General features: G+C 54.2%; 14 protein-coding genes. 13 read left to right on the top strand and 1 reads right to left on the bottom strand.

What is annotated here, in order from left to right:
* Positions 1–66: 66 nt before the first annotated feature.
* Positions 67–552: an acyloxyacyl hydrolase gene (locus tag J7399_RS17495; protein ID WP_209088140.1), complete on the bottom strand. Its 486-nt coding sequence runs from the start codon at positions 550–552 to the stop codon at positions 67–69.
* A gap of 336 nt (positions 553–888) precedes the next feature.
* On the opposite strand from J7399_RS17495, the gene ychF reads away from it, so the two are divergent.
* From ychF to J7399_RS17430, 13 genes are all read left to right on the top strand, one after another.
* On the top strand, positions 889–1,986 hold the full coding sequence (gene ychF, locus J7399_RS17490) for a redox-regulated ATPase YchF (RefSeq protein WP_209088137.1): 1,098 nt from the start codon (positions 889–891) through the stop codon (positions 1,984–1,986).
* Between the two features lie 472 nt (positions 1,987–2,458).
* Positions 2,459–3,739 carry an urea ABC transporter substrate-binding protein gene (urtA, locus tag J7399_RS17485; protein WP_209088134.1) on the top strand — a complete coding sequence of 427 codons (1,281 nt, stop codon included), beginning with the start codon at positions 2,459–2,461 and terminating at the stop codon, positions 3,737–3,739.
* A 64-nt stretch (positions 3,740–3,803) separates the two neighbouring features.
* Positions 3,804–5,771: an urea ABC transporter permease subunit UrtB gene (gene urtB / locus J7399_RS17480; protein WP_209088131.1), complete on the top strand. Its 1,968-nt coding sequence runs from the start codon at positions 3,804–3,806 to the stop codon at positions 5,769–5,771.
* Between the two features lie 3 nt (positions 5,772–5,774).
* A complete protein-coding gene (gene urtC, locus J7399_RS17475; protein WP_209088126.1) occupies positions 5,775–6,956 on the top strand; it encodes an urea ABC transporter permease subunit UrtC in 1,182 nt (393 codons plus the stop codon).
* On the top strand, positions 6,953–7,693 hold the full coding sequence (gene urtD / locus J7399_RS17470; RefSeq protein ID WP_209088123.1) for an urea ABC transporter ATP-binding protein UrtD: 741 nt from the start codon (positions 6,953–6,955) through the stop codon (positions 7,691–7,693). Before urtC ends, urtD begins: the two co-directional genes overlap by 4 nt.
* A 1-nt stretch (position 7,694) precedes the next feature.
* Positions 7,695–8,390 (top strand): urea ABC transporter ATP-binding subunit UrtE, encoded by a 696-nt coding sequence (gene urtE / locus J7399_RS17465; protein ID WP_209088119.1) that lies wholly within the window; start codon positions 7,695–7,697, stop codon positions 8,388–8,390.
* Positions 8,391–8,968: 578 nt separating this feature from the next.
* Entirely contained in the window at positions 8,969–9,994 is a 1,026-nt protein-coding gene (locus J7399_RS17460) for a LacI family DNA-binding transcriptional regulator (protein WP_209088116.1), read from the top strand.
* 90 nt (positions 9,995–10,084) lie between these two features.
* A complete protein-coding gene (locus J7399_RS17455) occupies positions 10,085–11,401 on the top strand; it encodes a sugar ABC transporter substrate-binding protein (RefSeq protein ID WP_209088115.1) in 1,317 nt (438 codons plus the stop codon).
* Positions 11,402–11,510: 109 nt separating this feature from the next.
* Complete coding sequence (locus J7399_RS17450) at positions 11,511–12,389, top strand: sugar ABC transporter permease (protein WP_209088112.1); 879 nt, start codon at positions 11,511–11,513, stop codon at positions 12,387–12,389.
* A gap of 11 nt (positions 12,390–12,400) precedes the next feature.
* Positions 12,401–13,231, top strand: coding sequence for a carbohydrate ABC transporter permease (locus J7399_RS17445; RefSeq protein ID WP_209088109.1), 831 nt, complete (start codon positions 12,401–12,403; stop codon positions 13,229–13,231).
* A gap of 12 nt (positions 13,232–13,243) precedes the next feature.
* Positions 13,244–14,248: an ABC transporter ATP-binding protein gene (locus J7399_RS17440; RefSeq protein ID WP_209088106.1), complete on the top strand. Its 1,005-nt coding sequence runs from the start codon at positions 13,244–13,246 to the stop codon at positions 14,246–14,248.
* Positions 14,245–15,018 carry an L-iditol 2-dehydrogenase gene (locus J7399_RS17435; protein ID WP_280637812.1) on the top strand — a complete coding sequence of 258 codons (774 nt, stop codon included), beginning with the start codon at positions 14,245–14,247 and terminating at the stop codon, positions 15,016–15,018. The genes J7399_RS17440 and J7399_RS17435 overlap by 4 nt, the downstream gene beginning before the upstream one ends.
* Positions 15,018–16,505, top strand: a complete 1,488-nt coding sequence (locus J7399_RS17430) for a mannitol dehydrogenase family protein (protein ID WP_209088101.1) — start codon at positions 15,018–15,020, stop codon at positions 16,503–16,505. The genes J7399_RS17435 and J7399_RS17430 overlap by 1 nt, the downstream gene beginning before the upstream one ends.
* Positions 16,506–16,528 lie beyond the last annotated feature (23 nt).

Below are 16,528 nucleotides of genomic sequence, written 5' to 3'. Positions count from 1 at the left end.
GTCACCTTCATGTGCCGGAAGGTGCGTGGGAAATCAATCCCACGCAAGACCGTTCGCAAGGACGCCCTAAAAATTGTAGTGGTAACGCAAGCTCAGCGTATTGACACCGGGATTGTCATCCCCAAGGCCGCCATTGGATTTGTGCTGAAGCGCAAGTGAGATAGCGGCTGTTTCAGTGACCTTGCGTCCAACTGCAAGCAAGCTGCGAAATTCTAAGGTATTGCCGAGGTCATTGCGTCGGTCGCCATCGGTGTAAAGGCCAGGCATAAAGCTGAATTCAGCGAACCACTTTTCGTTGAAGTCATAGACACTGGAAATACCAGCCCCTAGAAAAGCGTCACCCTCTTCATCCACCGTCAGGACGCCGCCAGCAGCAAGTGTCCATCGGCCGAAATCTCTAAAAGGGTCAAAGTGATATTCAATGTCGAGTTCGACCGTATCGTTCCCGGCGCCGTCGGAGAAATCTGCGTATCCCAATCCAACGACAAGTTGCTGCGAAGCCACTGGAGTGGCGATTAAAATTGCAGCGGCTATTGGTGCCAGAAGTTTCATGTGCGTGTCTTTCCGTCTAAAGAGTCGCCTCCTGTCTTCCCCAAGGTCACCTGTGCGAGAATTCATCTCAGAGGTCAAATTGAAAAAGCATCGTATCACGTGGACTTGAAGTTGTGTGATACCTGTTGGCTAAGTGTTTCATTTCTAAGCGGAAGCATCAGTTCACTTGGTGTCGCTGCGGGTCGAGAGCTCGAAAGGAGGCTCCTGAAGCGCCTGTTGAAAGCGCGCCATTTTTGTCCAGAAGTCGTTATTTTGAAGGGCTGCTATGTCACGTGGCTTGCGTCACCGCGGGACTCTGCCTATGAGCAGCACAAACAAGAGATCAGGAGACCGGATATGGGTTTCAAAATGGGCATCGTCGGATTGCCGAATGTTGGCAAATCCACGCTCTTTAACGCGCTGACAAAAACAGCAGCGGCGCAGGCGGCGAACTTCCCGTTCTGCACCATCGAGCCCAATGTGGGCGAAGTGGGCGTGCCGGATGTGCGCCTTGATAAACTGGCAGCCATTGCGCAATCCAAACAGATTATCCCGACCCGCATGACTTTTGTGGACATTGCTGGCCTGGTGAAAGGCGCCTCCAAGGGGGAAGGCCTTGGCAACCAGTTTTTGGCCAACATTCGCGAAACCGACGCGATTGCCCATGTGCTGCGTTGTTTTGAAGACGGCGACGTGACCCACGTGGATGGCCGCGTTGATCCGGTGGCGGACGCCGAAACCATCGAAACCGAGCTGATGCTTGCCGATCTGGAGAGCATTGAGAAGCGCCGCGCCAATCTGGTGCGCAAGCTCAAGGGCAACGACAAAGAGGCGCTGCAACAGGATCGCCTGCTGCAAATGGCACAGGAGGCGCTGGAAAATAGCCAACCTGCGCGTGTGGTTGAGGTTGACGACGAAGACGCCAAAGCTTGGAAAATGCTGCAGCTGCTGACAACTAAACCGATCCTTTATGTCTGCAACATGGGTGAAAGCGAAGCCGCCGAAGGCAATGCGCATTCTGCCGCTGTGGCGGAAATGGCTGCCAAGCAAGGCAACAGCCATGTCATCATCTCTGCGCAGATCGAAGAAGAGATCAGTCAGCTTGAAGATGAAGATGCGGCCATGTTCCTTGAGGAGATGGGGCTGGAGGAGGCCGGTCTGGACCGCCTCATTCGTGCAGGCTACGAACTTTTGCAGTTGGAAACCTATTTCACAGTCGGGCCCAAAGAGGCGCGCGCTTGGACCATTCGCCGAGGCACCATGGCACCGCAGGCGGCCGGGGTGATCCATGGCGATTTTGAAAAGGGATTCATTCGCGCGGAAACCATCGCGTACGAGGATTATATCAACTGCGACGGTGAAAGTGGCGCCAAGGAGGCTGGCAAAATGCGGGCCGAGGGCAAAGGCTATGAAGTGAAAGACGGAGACGTCATGCACTTTCTGTTTAACACCTGATTGCGACCGCCCCATTCAGTACGAAGATTGGCCCGTAGATTTCTGCGGGCCTTTTTTTGTGGATGGACGATTTATTAACCTGCCTGAGGTTCGAGTGGAGATTGACCGGGAGTGATGAAGAATTAGCGTCCTTACATCAGCTATGCTGTCAAAACACGCATAAGATGTGCGGCGTGCCACTTGGCGTGATTATTTTTTGTGCTTTCTGCGGATATTTGTTCAATTATTGACCAGTGTCACTGGATTTTTTGTCTCTCACCCGCGTGAAAATTGCCAACACGCCGCGCGTGTCAAAGGGTGATGTCGCCAACCGCAGGACGGGATGTCTTAAGAAAGCGGAGGGTGTGTGACGGCCCACGAATTGGACCTCGGTAAAGCCGCCACACGGATGCAACAAAAGTTGCGGGATCAGGTAATGGAAACGTGCGCTTGAGCGCAAGCGTTTCTGCGCCATCCCCGCAGGGAGAAATTTATGACCTTTCTGAAATCCACGCTCGCCGGATCTCTGGTTTTTGCTTCGCTCGCAGGTGCGGTGATGGCGGCGGAAGACACCATCAAAGTTGGCGTGCTGCACTCACTGTCTGGCACCATGGCGATCTCCGAAACCACGCTGAAAGACACCATGCTGATGCTGATTGATCAGCAAAACGCCAAAGGCGGTCTGCTGGGCAAACAGCTGGAAGCGGTCGTGGTAGATCCTGCGTCTGATTGGCCGCTGTTTGCGGAAAAGGCCCGCGAGCTGTTGACTGTGCACGAAGTTGACGTGATCTTTGGCAACTGGACGTCCGTGTCTCGCAAATCCGTACTGCCCGTGATCGAAGAGCTGAATGGCCTGCTGTTCTACCCGGTCCAATATGAGGGCGAAGAGAGCTCCAAAAACGTCTTCTATACCGGCGCAGCTCCAAACCAGCAGGCGATCCCGGCAACCGACTACTTTCTTGAAGAGTTGGGCGTAGAAAAATTCGCGCTCTTGGGCACTGACTATGTGTATCCGCGTACCACCAACAATATCCTTGAGTCTTACCTGAAAGACAAAGGCATCGCGGACGACGACATCTTCGTGAACTACACTCCTTTTGGTCACTCTGACTGGTCCAAAATTGTGGCAGACGTCGTGGCGCTGGGTGCGGACGGCAAGAAAGTCGGCGTGATTTCTACCATCAATGGCGATGCGAACATCGGCTTCTACAAGGAGCTGGCAGCTGCTGGCATTTCTGCCGATGACATCCCTGTTGTGGCCTTCTCCGTTGGCGAAGAAGAGCTGGCGGGTCTGGACACCTCCAACCTCGTGGGCCATCTCGCAGCGTGGAACTACTTCCAGTCCGCTGACTCTGAAGTGAACGCGGCGTTCGTGGAAACCTGGAAAGCCACCATGGGCGAAGAACGCGTGACCAACGACCCAATGGAAGCTCACTACATCGGCTTTAACATGTGGGTGAATGCAGCCACTGAAGCAGGTTCTACCGAAGTGGATGCGGTGCGCGCGGAAATGTATGGTCAAGAATTCCCGAACCTGACCGGCGGCACCGCCGTGATGCTGCCAAACCACCACTTGGCGAAGCCGGTTCTGATCGGTGAAATTCAGGAAGACGGTCAGTTTGACATCATTTCCCAGACCGCAGAAGTGCCGGGCGACGCGTGGACAGACTTCCTGCCAGAATCTGCAGTTCTGGTGTCTGACTGGAAAGAACTGGATTGCGGTATGTACAATACCGAAACCAAAACCTGCGTTCAGACGCTGTCCAACTACTAAGGTTTGACCTTTTTGGGGGCGCGACGACCTGCGCCCCTTTAATCACTCGCGCGGACTTCCTCACATGAGACAACTTTTTTTGGCGGGCCTTGCCTTCTTGGCCGCTTGCCTGATTTCGCCCGGCTTGGGGCAGGCGCAGGACGCCTTGATCCAGCCCATACTACAAGAGCATCAGGCGCTTATTGTGAAAAGCTCGCGCAAGACCATTGGCCCGGCAATTGATGCTGTGGCCGGCTCTGGTTTGCCGCAGGCACAGTCCGTACTTGAGGTTTGGGCCGCCAAAAACATGTGGCAGCGCAAATCAGATGGCCTGTTTTTCATTGGTGAGAAAATTGATAGCAAGACCTACGCGCTGACGGATCTTGACAGTGGCGAGCTGCTCGGTGAGTTTCCCAAGTCGGACCTCAAACAGCTTAAGCCTAATAGCGGCATTCGCGCGCTGATTGGCACGGCTTTGGTGCAGTTCCAGTTGAGCGATCCCGATATTGAGGCCCGCCGCGCGGCACTCCTGTCGATCGAGCGCGATCCAGAAGCCAGTTTGCTCGCGCCGCTGCGCGCCTCGATTGAATGGGAAACGGACGCGGCCCTTAAGGCACAGAAGCAACGTCTCGAACGGTTGCTGACCATTGGCTATGACGAGGGCGAGGACGCGCGTTTGGCCGCCATTTCCGATATGTCGGGTGATCTGGGCGTCGACGTGCGAGCAACGCTCAATCCGCTGCTCACAACCAAACGCGATGTGGTTGCAGGTGCTGCGCCAGAGGGCGCGAACATCGCCGCGCTTCTGAGACCGGGGCAGGGGGAGTTTGATCGCCTCGCTGCCTATGACATGCTTGTCGCCAAAGACCTCGCGCCCGCACGCATCAGCAAGGATGACATCCGCACGCAGCTTGCCGCCCATATCGACGGCGCGCGCGTTGGCGGTGTGCCGGTGGCGCAGCTCAACACCGACGCCAATCGTCTCGCGGCTTACAATGCGCTCGCAGAGGCAGGCACTGTGCCCGCCTTTGTCGGTGACACCACAATTGAGGCAGCACTTGCCGCGCACACTTTCTTTGATGTCTATCTGGAACCGTCCAAGGCAGTGACCGATGCCGCCACGGAAGCGCTAAAAGACATAGAGCTGAAGGTGGGCCTCAACCAGACACTCGATTTGACGCTGGATGCGGTGTCACTCGCATCGATCTACTTCCTCGCAGCCATTGGTCTCGCCATCACATTCGGTGTGATGGGCGTGATCAACATGGCGCATGGTGAATTCATTATGATGGGCGCCTACACCGGTTACGTTGTACAGCAGATCATTCCCGATCATACGGTTTCTATCATTGTTGCAATTCCAACCGCTTTTGCAGTGACCTTTGCTGCAGGTGTTGCGATGGAGCGGCTGGTCATTCGCTGGCTGCAGGCCCGCCCCTTGGAGACCTTGCTGGCCACATTTGGTATTTCCATTGCCCTTCAGCAGCTAGCCAAGAACATCTTTGGCACGCAGGCACGTCCACTTACGGCACCGGGCTGGCTGGACGGTGCTTGGGTCATGAACGATGTGGTGTCGATCTCTTATATTCGGATTGCGATTTTCATCCTCGCCCTGATCTTCTTTGCAACCTTTCTCTACATCATGAAACGTACACGCTTGGGGCTTGAGACCCGCGCGGTGACCCAAAATCCGCGTATGGCGGCCTCAATGGGCATCAATCCGGATCGCGTGAACATGCTGACCTTTGGGCTGGGTTCCGGCATTGCAGGTATCGCCGGCGTCGCCATTGGGTTGTTTGCCAAAGTGACCTCCGAGCTTGGAAGCGACTATATCGTGCAAAGCTTTATGACTGTTGTTGTAGGCGGTGTGGGCAATATCTGGGGCACACTTGCGGGTGCAACCATGATTGGCTTCCTGCAAAAAGGCATCGAGTGGATGAACCCATCCAACACGCTCGCCGCGCAGACTTACATGATCATCTTCATCATCATCTTCATCCAATTCCGGCCGCGGGGCATCATCGCCCTCAAAGGTCGCGCGGCGGGGGACTGATCCATGCAGCGTAGTTTCATTGCCAAAAACCCATCCGTTCTGATTTTCCTGTCAATCCTGGCGCTCTTCACGCTGCTTGTGACTGTGATGTCTGAAGGTTTCGGCGTCGGGGGCATCTCCACCAGCTTCATTAAGACACTGGGCAAGACACTTTGCCTCTGCCTCATCGCCCTCGCGATGGATTTGATCTGGGGGTACACAGGTATTCTAAGCCTAGGGCATTTCGCCTTCTTTGGCCTCGGCGGTTACATGATTGGCATGTGGCTTATGTACGAGCGGACCCGTTTGATTGTGGTCGACAGCCTTACCAGCACCGAAATCCCCCCCACAGACGGCGAAGTAATCGACGCCATCGGCAACCAAATTTTCGGTGTGGTCGGGTCCAGTGAGTTCCCTTTGATCTGGGCTTTTGCAGACAGCCTCACGATCCAGTTGATCCTTGTGCTGCTGGTGCCGGGCGCGCTGGCGCTGATCTTCGGTTGGTTGGCATTCCGCAGCCGGGTGACAGGGGTGTATCTCTCGATCTTGACACAGGCCATGACGCTCGCACTTGCGCTCTATCTGTTTCAAAACGACAGCGGCCTGCGTGGCAATAATGGTCTTTCCGGATTGCAAAACCTGCCCGGCGTGACCGCTTCCCAAGACCATGTGTCGCTCTGGTTTTTCTGGGCATCTGCGGCAGCTTTGGGGGCAGGCTACGTATTGTGTGCTTGGCTGGTAAGCGGAAAATTTGGATCGGTCATTCGCGGTATCCGTGACAACGAAGCCCGTGCGCGGTTCCTTGGATATTCAGTGGAGACCTACAAGCTGGTGATTTTCACACTTACGGCCTGCATCGCAGCAGTCGCGGGAGCGCTGTATTATCCGCAAGCAGGCATCATTAACCCTGCAGAGATTGCACCGATCGCTTCGATCTATCTTGCGGTTTGGGTCGCTATCGGCGGACGTGGACGGCTTTATGGAGCTGTCATTGGTGCGGCTTTTGTGAGCCTGCTGTCCACATGGTTCACTGGCGGGCAAGCTCCGGACATTAACCTTGGGTTTTACACCATCAAATGGGTCGATTGGTGGCTGGTTTTGCTGGGTCTCTCTTTTGTTCTTGTGACGCTATTTGCCCCCAAAGGCATTGGCGGCCTCATTGACATCGTTGCTGAGCGCCGCGCCGCAAAGGAGGCAAATCAATGAGCACACTTCTTGAAGTCTCCGGCGTCTCGGTTACCTTTGATGGCTTTCGCGCGATCAACAACCTGTCGTTCCAGATTGGCGAGGCTGAAATGCGCGCGGTAATTGGCCCCAATGGCGCGGGCAAGACCACGTTCATGGATATCGTGACCGGCAAAACCAGACCGGATGAAGGTCGGGTGATCTGGGGAGAGAAGTCCATCAGCCTTCTGGGCATGAATGAAGCCCGGATCGCACAGGAAGGCATTGGCCGCAAATTTCAGAAACCCACGGTTTTTGAGGAACAGACGGTGCAGGAAAACCTGCTGATGGCGCTTAAAAAGCCCCGGGGCTGGTTTTCAGTGCTAACCTATCGACCGAGCGACGCTGATCTCGCCAAAGTCGATGCACTGGCAGAGGAAATCGGTCTGCGTGATCAGCTGACGCGGACTTCTGGCGAATTGAGTCATGGGCAAAAACAATGGCTGGAAATCGGTATGTTGCTTGCGCAAGAGCCACGCTTGTTGCTGGTTGATGAGCCGGCTGCAGGGATGACGCCTGCAGAGCGTGAGCACACCACCGATATCTTGGTGGAAGCCGCCAAGACCCGCGCCGTCGTGGTTGTTGAGCATGACATGGAATTTGTCCGCCGGCTCAATTGCAAAGTGACGGTTTTGCATGAAGGCGCTGTTCTAGCTGAGGGCAGCCTTGACCATGTGACCTCCGACAAAAACGTGATCGACGTCTATCTGGAGCGCTAAGATGCTGAAACTTAAAGATATCACTCTGCACTATGGCCACTCTCAAATCCTGAACGGGATTTCCATGGAGGCTCAAAAGGGTGAGGTGACCTGTGTTATGGGTACCAATGGCGTGGGCAAAACCAGTTTGATCAAAGCTATCTCCGGCACTCATCCACGTTCTGGCGGGTCGCTCGCGCTTGATGGCGAAACCCTCCCACCTCTACCGGCGCAGGCGCTTGCGCACAAAGGCGTCGCTTACGTTCCACAAGGGCGTGAGATTTTTCCTCTGCTGACAGTGCGGGAGAATATGGAAACCGGATTTAACTGCCTGCCGAAGGGGGAGAGGGCTGTTCCGGAAGAGATGTTTGAGCTCTTTCCGGTACTCAAAGAAATGCAGGGACGTCGTGGAGGGGATCTATCTGGCGGCCAACAGCAGCAGCTTGCCATTGCGCGGGCACTGATTACAAAACCCAAACTCCTGCTGCTGGACGAACCGACAGAGGGCATTCAGCCCAACATCATTCAGCAGATCGGCGAAGTTATCAAACTTCTGCGTGACAAGGGCGAAATGGCCATTGTTCTAGTGGAGCAATATTTCGATTTTGCCTACGGGTTGGCGGATCGCTTTGTGGTTCTGCGGCGCGGGGAGGTGATGCTTTCAGGCGCCAAAGAGGAGTTGAACCGTGAGGAATTGCTGAGCAGCGTTTCCGTTTGAGGCAAGTTTGAGTTCAGAAAAGTTACTGCATTACCAGCGAGAGTGTTGGTGACCAAATCGAGGGCTAGGCGTTGCTGTGTCGGGCCGTTGGGGAGTGTTTGCCAGATACTGGCAGGGCTTGAAGAGCCAGATTCTGTTGATTTGCCGGTTATCGCTTCTTAACATTGGCAGCGCTCTACTGATGGGGAGCGGCATTGACCTTGATTAGGAGCTGCCTTGGCAAGATCTCAGCGTACGGACGTTGTGTCATATGGGGCGAGATACTATCCAGACTTGGCCGACCTAGTTTCCGAAGACAAACCAGATGGAATCATTTCGTCGAAGTCATCGCAGAACGTGCGACGCCGTTCTTTTTTGGAGAAGAAGGTTTGCTAAGTTTACGGGTGGTGACACCGTTCAAAATGCTGAAGGTTCTGGAAAAGCGGCGACTTTGAGACCTCCCAAAGAGCGGTGACGCCAGTTTTTTTGAGTGCGAACAACAGCATATTTTGGCAATTTAAAAATTTTCGCGCGCAAAATAATTTGATGCATCTGGAAATTTTTGTATCTTACCTGTCAAAGAACTTGGAGCGTAATTCATGGCGGGCGAGAAAATTCGAAACATGGAAGAATTCGCACGCATGAGCGGGATTTCTCGACCGACGCTTTCGAAGTTCTTTAATGACCCAACCAGTGTCAGAGCAAGTACGCGCTCGCGGATTGAGGCGGCGCTAGAGCAGTTTGATTATCGCCCGAATATCTATGCGATGAACCAGAACCGTAAGCTCACAAAGAACATCGGGATCGTGGTGCCATTGCTTTCAGATCCCTATTTTGCCGAAATTGCGCGTAATCTTGAACAGCGCTGCATTGCGGCTGGCTATCGCCCCACATTGTTTAGCTCGCACGGCGATACGGCGCTTGAAGTTGAGGTACTGCAAACCTTGCGCTCGTTGAAACCTGCGGGTGTGTTGCTGGCACCGCTGGGGCGGGCATCCGACATTAAGGCGCTAGAGGCGTTTTGCGCCGAAGTCCCGACGCTCATTTTTGACAGCAGTGTCGAGGAAATAGGGCTCTCTTTTGTCGGTTCAGACAATGTGCAATTCACCACGCACATCACGGATTATTTGTGCCGGACGGGTGAACCGCCCAGTTTCTTTGAAATGAAGACCCCAGCCAACCCAAATGCGCACCGTCGCCGCCAGGCCTATATCACGGCCATAGAGAGCTTTGGTCATACGCCCGAAGTGGTGTCTGTCGAAGGTGAGGGCTGGAGCTTTGAGGAGATTGGGCGGCTCGGAGGCCATGAAGCGCTCACAAACAAATGGTTTTCGACAAACACTATTCTCTGCAGCAACGACCGCCTTGCCATTGGTCTTTTGACCGCATGTTACGAGCAGGGCGTGCGTGTCGGAAGAGGGCAGGACTGTGCGATTCGGGTCGCAGGCCAGGACGGTCATCCCCATTCTCGCTATACCTGCCCGCCGCTCACCACAATTTCTCACAACTATGATGCGGTGTCTCAAACGGCTGCAAATGCTTTGTTTTTGGCGATAGAAGGTCAACTATCTCCTTGGAAAAGCACGCGTTTGGAAGGGCAACTCATATTGCGTGATTCAGCTTAACAGTCAAAATTTACGCGCGTAAAAAATTTATTGACGCCGCGTCGTGTTGAAGGCTAGCCTGTTTCCACATCCAAATAGGGAGGAAACCGGATGTCCTTTAAAAGCACACTTTGTGCTGCGACCGCGCTTTCGCTGATCACAGCAAGCGGCGCTTTCGCAGACGGCCACTCCAAAACGATCACAATCGCCACCGTTAACAATGGCGATATGATCCGCATGCAGGGCTATACAGACGAATTCACCAAAGCGACCGGTATCGACGTCGAGTGGGTGACGCTCGAGGAAAACGTCCTGCGTCAGCGCGTAACAACGGATATCACCACCAAAGGTGGGGCTTTCGACATCATGACAATCGGCATGTACGAGACCCCGATTTGGGGCGAGAACGGTTGGCTTGTCGCACTGGATGATCTGTCTGAAGAATATGATGTTGACGACATCCTGCCTGCGATGGCGGGCGGTCTTTCCCACAACGGTACGCTCTATGCCGCACCATTTTATGGCGAAAGCTCCATGATCATGTACCGCACGGATCTGATGGAAAAAGCCGGGCTGGACATGCCTGAAGCGCCAACTTGGGAGTTTATCGCTGAAGCCGCGGCTGCAATGACCGATCGGGACAACGAAATCAACGGGATCTGTCTGCGCGGTAAAGCGGGCTGGGGCGAAGGCGGAGCGTTCATCACCGCGATGTCCAATTCCTTTGGTGCCCGTTGGTTTGACGAAGACTGGAATGCCCAGTTCGACACGGAAGCTTGGGCCAACACGCTGAATTTTTACAAATCCATGATGGATGCGGCGGGCCCAACTGGCTACGCAACCAACGGTTTCAACGAAAACCTGTCGTTGTTTCAACAAGGCAAGTGCGGCATGTGGATCGATGCGACGGTCGCCGCAAGCTTTGTGACGAACCCAAAAGACTCGACCGTTGCGGACAGTGTGGGTTTTGCGCTCGCACCGGATACGGGCCTCGGCAAACGGTCCAACTGGCTCTGGGCTTGGGCGCTCGCCATTCCGGCTGGTACACAACAACAAGCAGAAGCCAAACAATTCATCGAATGGGCAACCTCAAAGAGCTACATTGAATTGGTTGCGGCCAACGAAGGCTGGGCGAATGTACCACCGGGCGCACGTACATCTCTGTACGAAAACCCGAACTACCAATCGGTGCCTTTTGCCAAAATGACGCTGGATTCCATTCTTTCTGCCGATCCGAACGACTCCACGGTTGATCCCAGCCCGTACGTTGGCATTCAATTTGCCGCAATTCCGGAGTTTGCGGGCATCGCGACTGAAGTGAGCCAAGAGTTCTCTGCGGCTTATGCTGGCCAGCAGAGCATTGCCGTCGCGCTTGAAAAAGCACAGGCACTCACAAACGATGCGATGGAAGCTGCGGGTTACCGTTAAGCTCCCCATTCAGGTGGCAGCTCACAGCTGCCCCTGATCTCTCTCATCAATTGCCTAACATTTGCTAAGGTCACAGGCGAAATCATCGCCAACAGGAGAGGTCCATCCAATGTCCACCAAAGCCTCCAGATCTGCTGCCCGCGTGATGATGGCGCCAGCGGTTGTCCTGCTTCTGGGGTGGATGCTCGTGCCCTTGATCATGACGCTGTGGTTTTCCTTTACAAAATATCTGCCTTTGAGAGGCGATAGCATCCAACGTGGGTTGGATTGGGTCGGCTTTGCCAATTACGGCCGCTTTCTCTCTTCCAGTTCATTTTGGCCTGCGGTGCAAACCACGCTTGTGATGGTGGGCGGCGTCCTGCTTATCACAGTTGCCTTGGGCATACTGCTTGCGTTGCTTCTGGATCAGCCGATCTGGGGGCAGGGCGTGGTCCGCATTCTAGTTATTGCGCCTTTCTTTGTCATGCCAACGGTCTCCGCATTGGTATGGAAAAACATGCTGATGGACCCTGTGAATGGCATTTTTGCACATTTATGGCGGTTCTTCGGAGCAGAGCCTGTGGCGTGGCTCCAAGATGTTTCGCTTGGCTCTATCATCCTCATTGTTTCGTGGCAGTGGTTGCCCTTCGCAACGCTCATTTTGCTCACCGCGATTCAATCGTTGGACCGGGAGCAGCTTGAAGCAGCCGAAATGGATGGTGCTCCCACCTTGAAGCGCTTTTGGCACATCATCCTGCCGCATCTGGCTCGGGCGATCACGATCGTGATACTCATCCAGACAATCTTCCTACTGTCTATCTTTGCGGAAATCTTTGTTACCACCGGTGGGGCCTTTGGAACTCGCACGCTGACCTATCTGATCTTTCAGCGCGTCATTGACAGTCAAAACATCGGCCTTGGCTCTGCCGGTGGTGTTTACGCAATCATTCTTGCCAATCTCGTTGCTGTCTTCCTGATGCGCATCGTCGGCACAAATCTCGACGCTTAAAGAGACGCAACATGGCACGCTCTGTAACACCGCACCGCAAGATCGTCACCACAGCTGCTGCTTGGACTGTTGCGCTGATCATCTTCTTCCCGATCTATTGGACAATTTTGACAAGTTTCAAAACGGAAGCCCAAGCCATCAACGATCCTCCGCTTTTCTTTGCATTTGACTGGACGCTGGAAAACTATGCCATTGTGCAAGAGCGTTCTGACTACATGAAATTCCTTTGGAATTCGGTGATTATCGCTGGCGGCTCTACCATTCTGGGCATTCTGATCGCGATCCCTGCTGCTTGGTCCATGGCGTTCGTGCCCTCCAGGCGCACCAAGGATATCCTGCTCTGGATGCTGTCTACGAAGATGCTACCTGCGGTGGGTGTTCTATACCCGATTTCGCTCATCTTTGTGGAATTCAACCTTTTGGACACTCGAGGCGGGCTTATGGTCGTGCTGATGCTGATCAATCTGCCGATCATTGTCTGGATGCTCTACACCTATTTCAAGGAAATCCCCGGTGAGATACTGGAAGCGGCCCGTATGGACGGTGCCACGCTGAAAGAAGAGCTGCTCTATGTGCTCACACCGATGGCGGTGCCTGGCATCGCATCGACTCTTCTTCTGAACTTTATCTTAGCGTGGAATGAAGCCTTCTGGACTCTCAATCTCACCGCAGCAAATGCAGCTCCACTCACGGCATTTATTGCGAGTTATTCCAGCCCCGAAGGTCTATTTTTTGCGAAGTTAAGCGCGGCGTCCACGATGGCGATTGCCCCCATCCTCATTCTTGGCTGGTTCAGCCAGAAACAACTCGTCCGCGGCCTCACATTCGGCGCTGTTAAATAAGGAAGCTGATACATGGGACAAATTCAACTCAAGCAAGTCTCCAAAAGCTTCGGCAGCACCGAGGTGATCCCGCCACTCGATCTGACGATCCAGGATGGAGAATTCACCGTTTTTGTTGGCCCATCTGGCTGCGGGAAATCCACTTTATTGCGTTTGATCGCAGGACTTGAGGATATCACCAGTGGAGATATCGAGATCGACGGAGAAGACGCAACTGGCGTGGTCCCTGCCAAGCGCGGTCTTGCGATGGTCTTTCAGTCGTATGCGCTCTATCCGCATATGACGGTGCGCAAGAACATCGCCTTCCCCTTGCGGATGGCAAAACTTGAAAAGGCGGAAATCGACAAGCGCGTGGAAGCGGCTGCTTCGGTCCTGAACCTTAGTGATTATTTGGACCGTCGCCCCGGCCAGCTTTCCGGTGGTCAGCGCCAGCGTGTCGCAATTGGTCGGGCCATCGTGCGCGAGCCGGCCGCATTCCTCTTTGATGAGCCGCTTTCAAACCTGGACGCAGCCCTGCGGGTGGGTATGCGGTTGGAAATCAGCGAGCTGCATGAGCGTCTCAAAACCACCATGATTTACGTGACACATGATCAAGTTGAAGCAATGACGATGGCCGACAAGATTGTGGTGCTTCAGGCAGGCGTTATCGAACAAGTCGGCTCTCCGCTTGAGCTTTACCGAACCCCCCGCAATACCTTTGTGGCAGGCTTCATTGGCTCGCCGAAAATGAACCTTCTTACGGGCAGTGAAGCGCAAAAACTCAACGCTCATACCATTGGCATCCGCCCCGAGCATATCGATGTGGTCGAAACGGATGGGCAATGGCAGGGCACCGTTGGTGTCGCAGAGCATCTGGGCTCAGATACGTTTTTCCACATCCACAATACGGGATTAGCGGAAACACTGACGGTACGTGCTATCGGGGATGTCAGCCTTAGACATGGCGACACCATTCATCTCAACCCGCGCGCCGAAGAGATACACCGCTTTGGTGCTGATGGACTGCGGATTGTTTGATGAGACTTGCCGGGAAAAACGCTTTGATTACCGGGGCTGGGCGGGGCATCGGATTGGCATTTGCAAAAGCATATGTCGATGAAGGTGCTCGCGTGGCCATTGCCGATATCGACGTGGATTTGGCGCAAACGGCTGCCCAGTCCATTGGGAATGCTGCGATCGCCGTGGAAATGGATATTTCAGATCAGGCGAGCATTGACGCGGCGGTGGCTGCGACAACTGAAGCCTTTGGGAAGATTGACATACTGATAAACAATGCCGCGATCTTTAGCGCAGCGCCTGTCTGCGACATTACCCGAGCAGATTATTCTCGTGTGTTTGACGTCAATGTCGCGGGCACATTGTTCACGCTGCAGGCCGTTGCACGTCATATGATCGAAATTGGCGTGAAGGGTCACATTATCAATATGGCCAGTCAGGCCGGGCGCCGTGGTGAAAGCCTTGTGGGGGTCTACTGTGCGAGCAAAGCCGCAGTGATTTCCCTGACGCAATCTGCTGGCCTGAATTTGATACAGCACGGTATCAACGTGAATGCGATCGCACCTGGTGTGGTCGATGGTGAGCATTGGGTCGGCGTAGATGCTCTTTTTGCCAAATACGAAGGTAAGCCTCTCGGACAAAAGAAGAAAGAAGTTGGAGCTGCGGTGCCATTTGGCCGGATGGGCACTGCCGAAGATCTTTGTGGCATGGCTGTTTTCCTGGCCAGCGAAGAGGCAAATTACGTTGTCGCTCAGACTTACAATGTTGATGGCGGGAATTGGATGAGCTGATGAAGACACCGGCTTCAAAAACGCCCGCAATTGATTTGACCGACGGTGCGCTTGAGCGCCTGCCTGCCAGCGTCATTACTCCAACCTATGACCGAAGCATGATCACGCCTGGGATTGTTCATATCGGACTTGGAAATTTCCACAGAGCGCATCAGTCTTGGTATTTGCACCGCCTGATGCAGCAAGGGCTTGCTATGGATTGGGGTATCATCGGGGCAGGTGTTCGGCCAAATGATTCAGAAATGCGGCAAAAACTGCTAGCGCAGGACTGCCTGACCACATTGATTGAGTTGGATCCCGAAAGTTCAGCGAAAGAGGTCGTCGGCCCAATGGTTGACTTTGTGGAGGTGGCCCCAACCAACGGACCGCTTATCAGAGCAATGAGTGACGCGCGCATCCGTATTGTATCGCTCACCGTCACCGAAGGGGGATATTATCAATCTGAGGACGGCGCTCTGAATACAGCGCATCCTGATATCATGAATGATGTTGCACACCCAGATCAGCCAAAGACAGCGTTCGGAGCCATAGTTGCCGCCTATCGCGCCCGCTATTTAGCCGGGATGCTCCCGTTTACCGGGCAGAGTTGTGACAATCTCCAAAACAACGGTGATGTTTTGCGTAGCACAGTCGTTGGCTTGGCAAGGCTGTCTGATCCGGATCTCGCAGATTGGATCGACAAAAACGCGACATTTCCCAATGCGATGGTCGATTGCATCGTGCCGGCTACCGGCGACGCCGAGAGGGCAATGACACGGAGCATTGGCATAAATGACGCCGCTCCGGTGACGCACGAAAACTTTCGGCAATGGGTCCTGCAGGATGAGTTTTGTGCGGGCCGCCCGCCTTGGGAGCGGGCTGGTGTCACCATCACCGAGGATGTGCATGCCTATGAAAGCATGAAAATACGCGTGCTCAATGCCGGGCACCAGATGCTTGCCAATGTTGGGGAAGTGCTGAGCTTGCCGACAATCTCGGACTGCATGGCGCACCCAGAAGTCTCAGCATTTTTTTGTAAAGTGCAGGCGCAAGAGGTGCTGCCGCAGGTTGAGGGGGTCGATGGGATGACACCCTCCGACTACCTTGCTTTGATTGAGGCTCGCTTCTCAAACCCTAAAATAAAAGACACAACACGACGGGTCGCCTTCGATGGATCCTCACGTCATCCCGGGTTCGTGCTTCCGATTGTGAGAGATGCTGTGGCAACCGGCGGTTCGATCTCAGGCCTTGCTCTGATTGAAGCGCTCTGGGCGCGTATGTGTCTGGGAACCCGCGAGAACGGCGAGATGATCGAACCAAACGACCCCAATTGGGACCGGCTTACGGAAATGGCGCATAGAAGCAAAGCCGACCCATCGGCATGGCTTAGCATGAGTGAGATTTACGGGGATCTATCGAAGAATAAGGCTTTTGCTGAAGCGTTTACACATTGGCATACGGTCGTTTTTCAGTCGGGCAGCCTCGCGGCTCTCAAGGCTTATATTTGATCCTTACTCGCCCGTTTAAGACG

Source organism: Shimia sp. R9_1 (genome assembly GCF_017743775.1).
Taxonomy (GTDB): domain Bacteria; phylum Pseudomonadota; class Alphaproteobacteria; order Rhodobacterales; family Rhodobacteraceae; genus Shimia.
Note: the sequence above shows the minus strand (reverse complement) of the source record. Positions and strands in the feature narration are given on the sequence as shown.

Excerpts from the sequence above, each read along its gene's own strand:
- J7399_RS17495 (WP_209088140.1), bottom strand. The coding sequence starts at position 552 with ATGAAACTTCTGGCACCAATAGCCGCTGCAATTTTAATCGCCACTCCA.
- ychF (WP_209088137.1), top strand. The coding sequence starts at position 889 with ATGGGTTTCAAAATGGGCATCGTCGGATTGCCGAATGTTGGCAAATCC.
- urtA (WP_209088134.1), top strand. The coding sequence starts at position 2,459 with ATGACCTTTCTGAAATCCACGCTCGCCGGATCTCTGGTTTTTGCTTCG.
- urtB (WP_209088131.1), top strand. The coding sequence starts at position 3,804 with ATGAGACAACTTTTTTTGGCGGGCCTTGCCTTCTTGGCCGCTTGCCTG.
- urtC (WP_209088126.1), top strand. The coding sequence starts at position 5,775 with ATGCAGCGTAGTTTCATTGCCAAAAACCCATCCGTTCTGATTTTCCTG.
- urtD (WP_209088123.1), top strand. The coding sequence starts at position 6,953 with ATGAGCACACTTCTTGAAGTCTCCGGCGTCTCGGTTACCTTTGATGGC.
- urtE (WP_209088119.1), top strand. The coding sequence starts at position 7,695 with ATGCTGAAACTTAAAGATATCACTCTGCACTATGGCCACTCTCAAATC.
- J7399_RS17460 (WP_209088116.1), top strand. The coding sequence starts at position 8,969 with ATGGCGGGCGAGAAAATTCGAAACATGGAAGAATTCGCACGCATGAGC.
- J7399_RS17455 (WP_209088115.1), top strand. The coding sequence starts at position 10,085 with ATGTCCTTTAAAAGCACACTTTGTGCTGCGACCGCGCTTTCGCTGATC.
- J7399_RS17450 (WP_209088112.1), top strand. The coding sequence starts at position 11,511 with ATGTCCACCAAAGCCTCCAGATCTGCTGCCCGCGTGATGATGGCGCCA.
- J7399_RS17445 (WP_209088109.1), top strand. The coding sequence starts at position 12,401 with ATGGCACGCTCTGTAACACCGCACCGCAAGATCGTCACCACAGCTGCT.
- J7399_RS17440 (WP_209088106.1), top strand. The coding sequence starts at position 13,244 with ATGGGACAAATTCAACTCAAGCAAGTCTCCAAAAGCTTCGGCAGCACC.
- J7399_RS17430 (WP_209088101.1), top strand. The coding sequence starts at position 15,018 with ATGAAGACACCGGCTTCAAAAACGCCCGCAATTGATTTGACCGACGGT.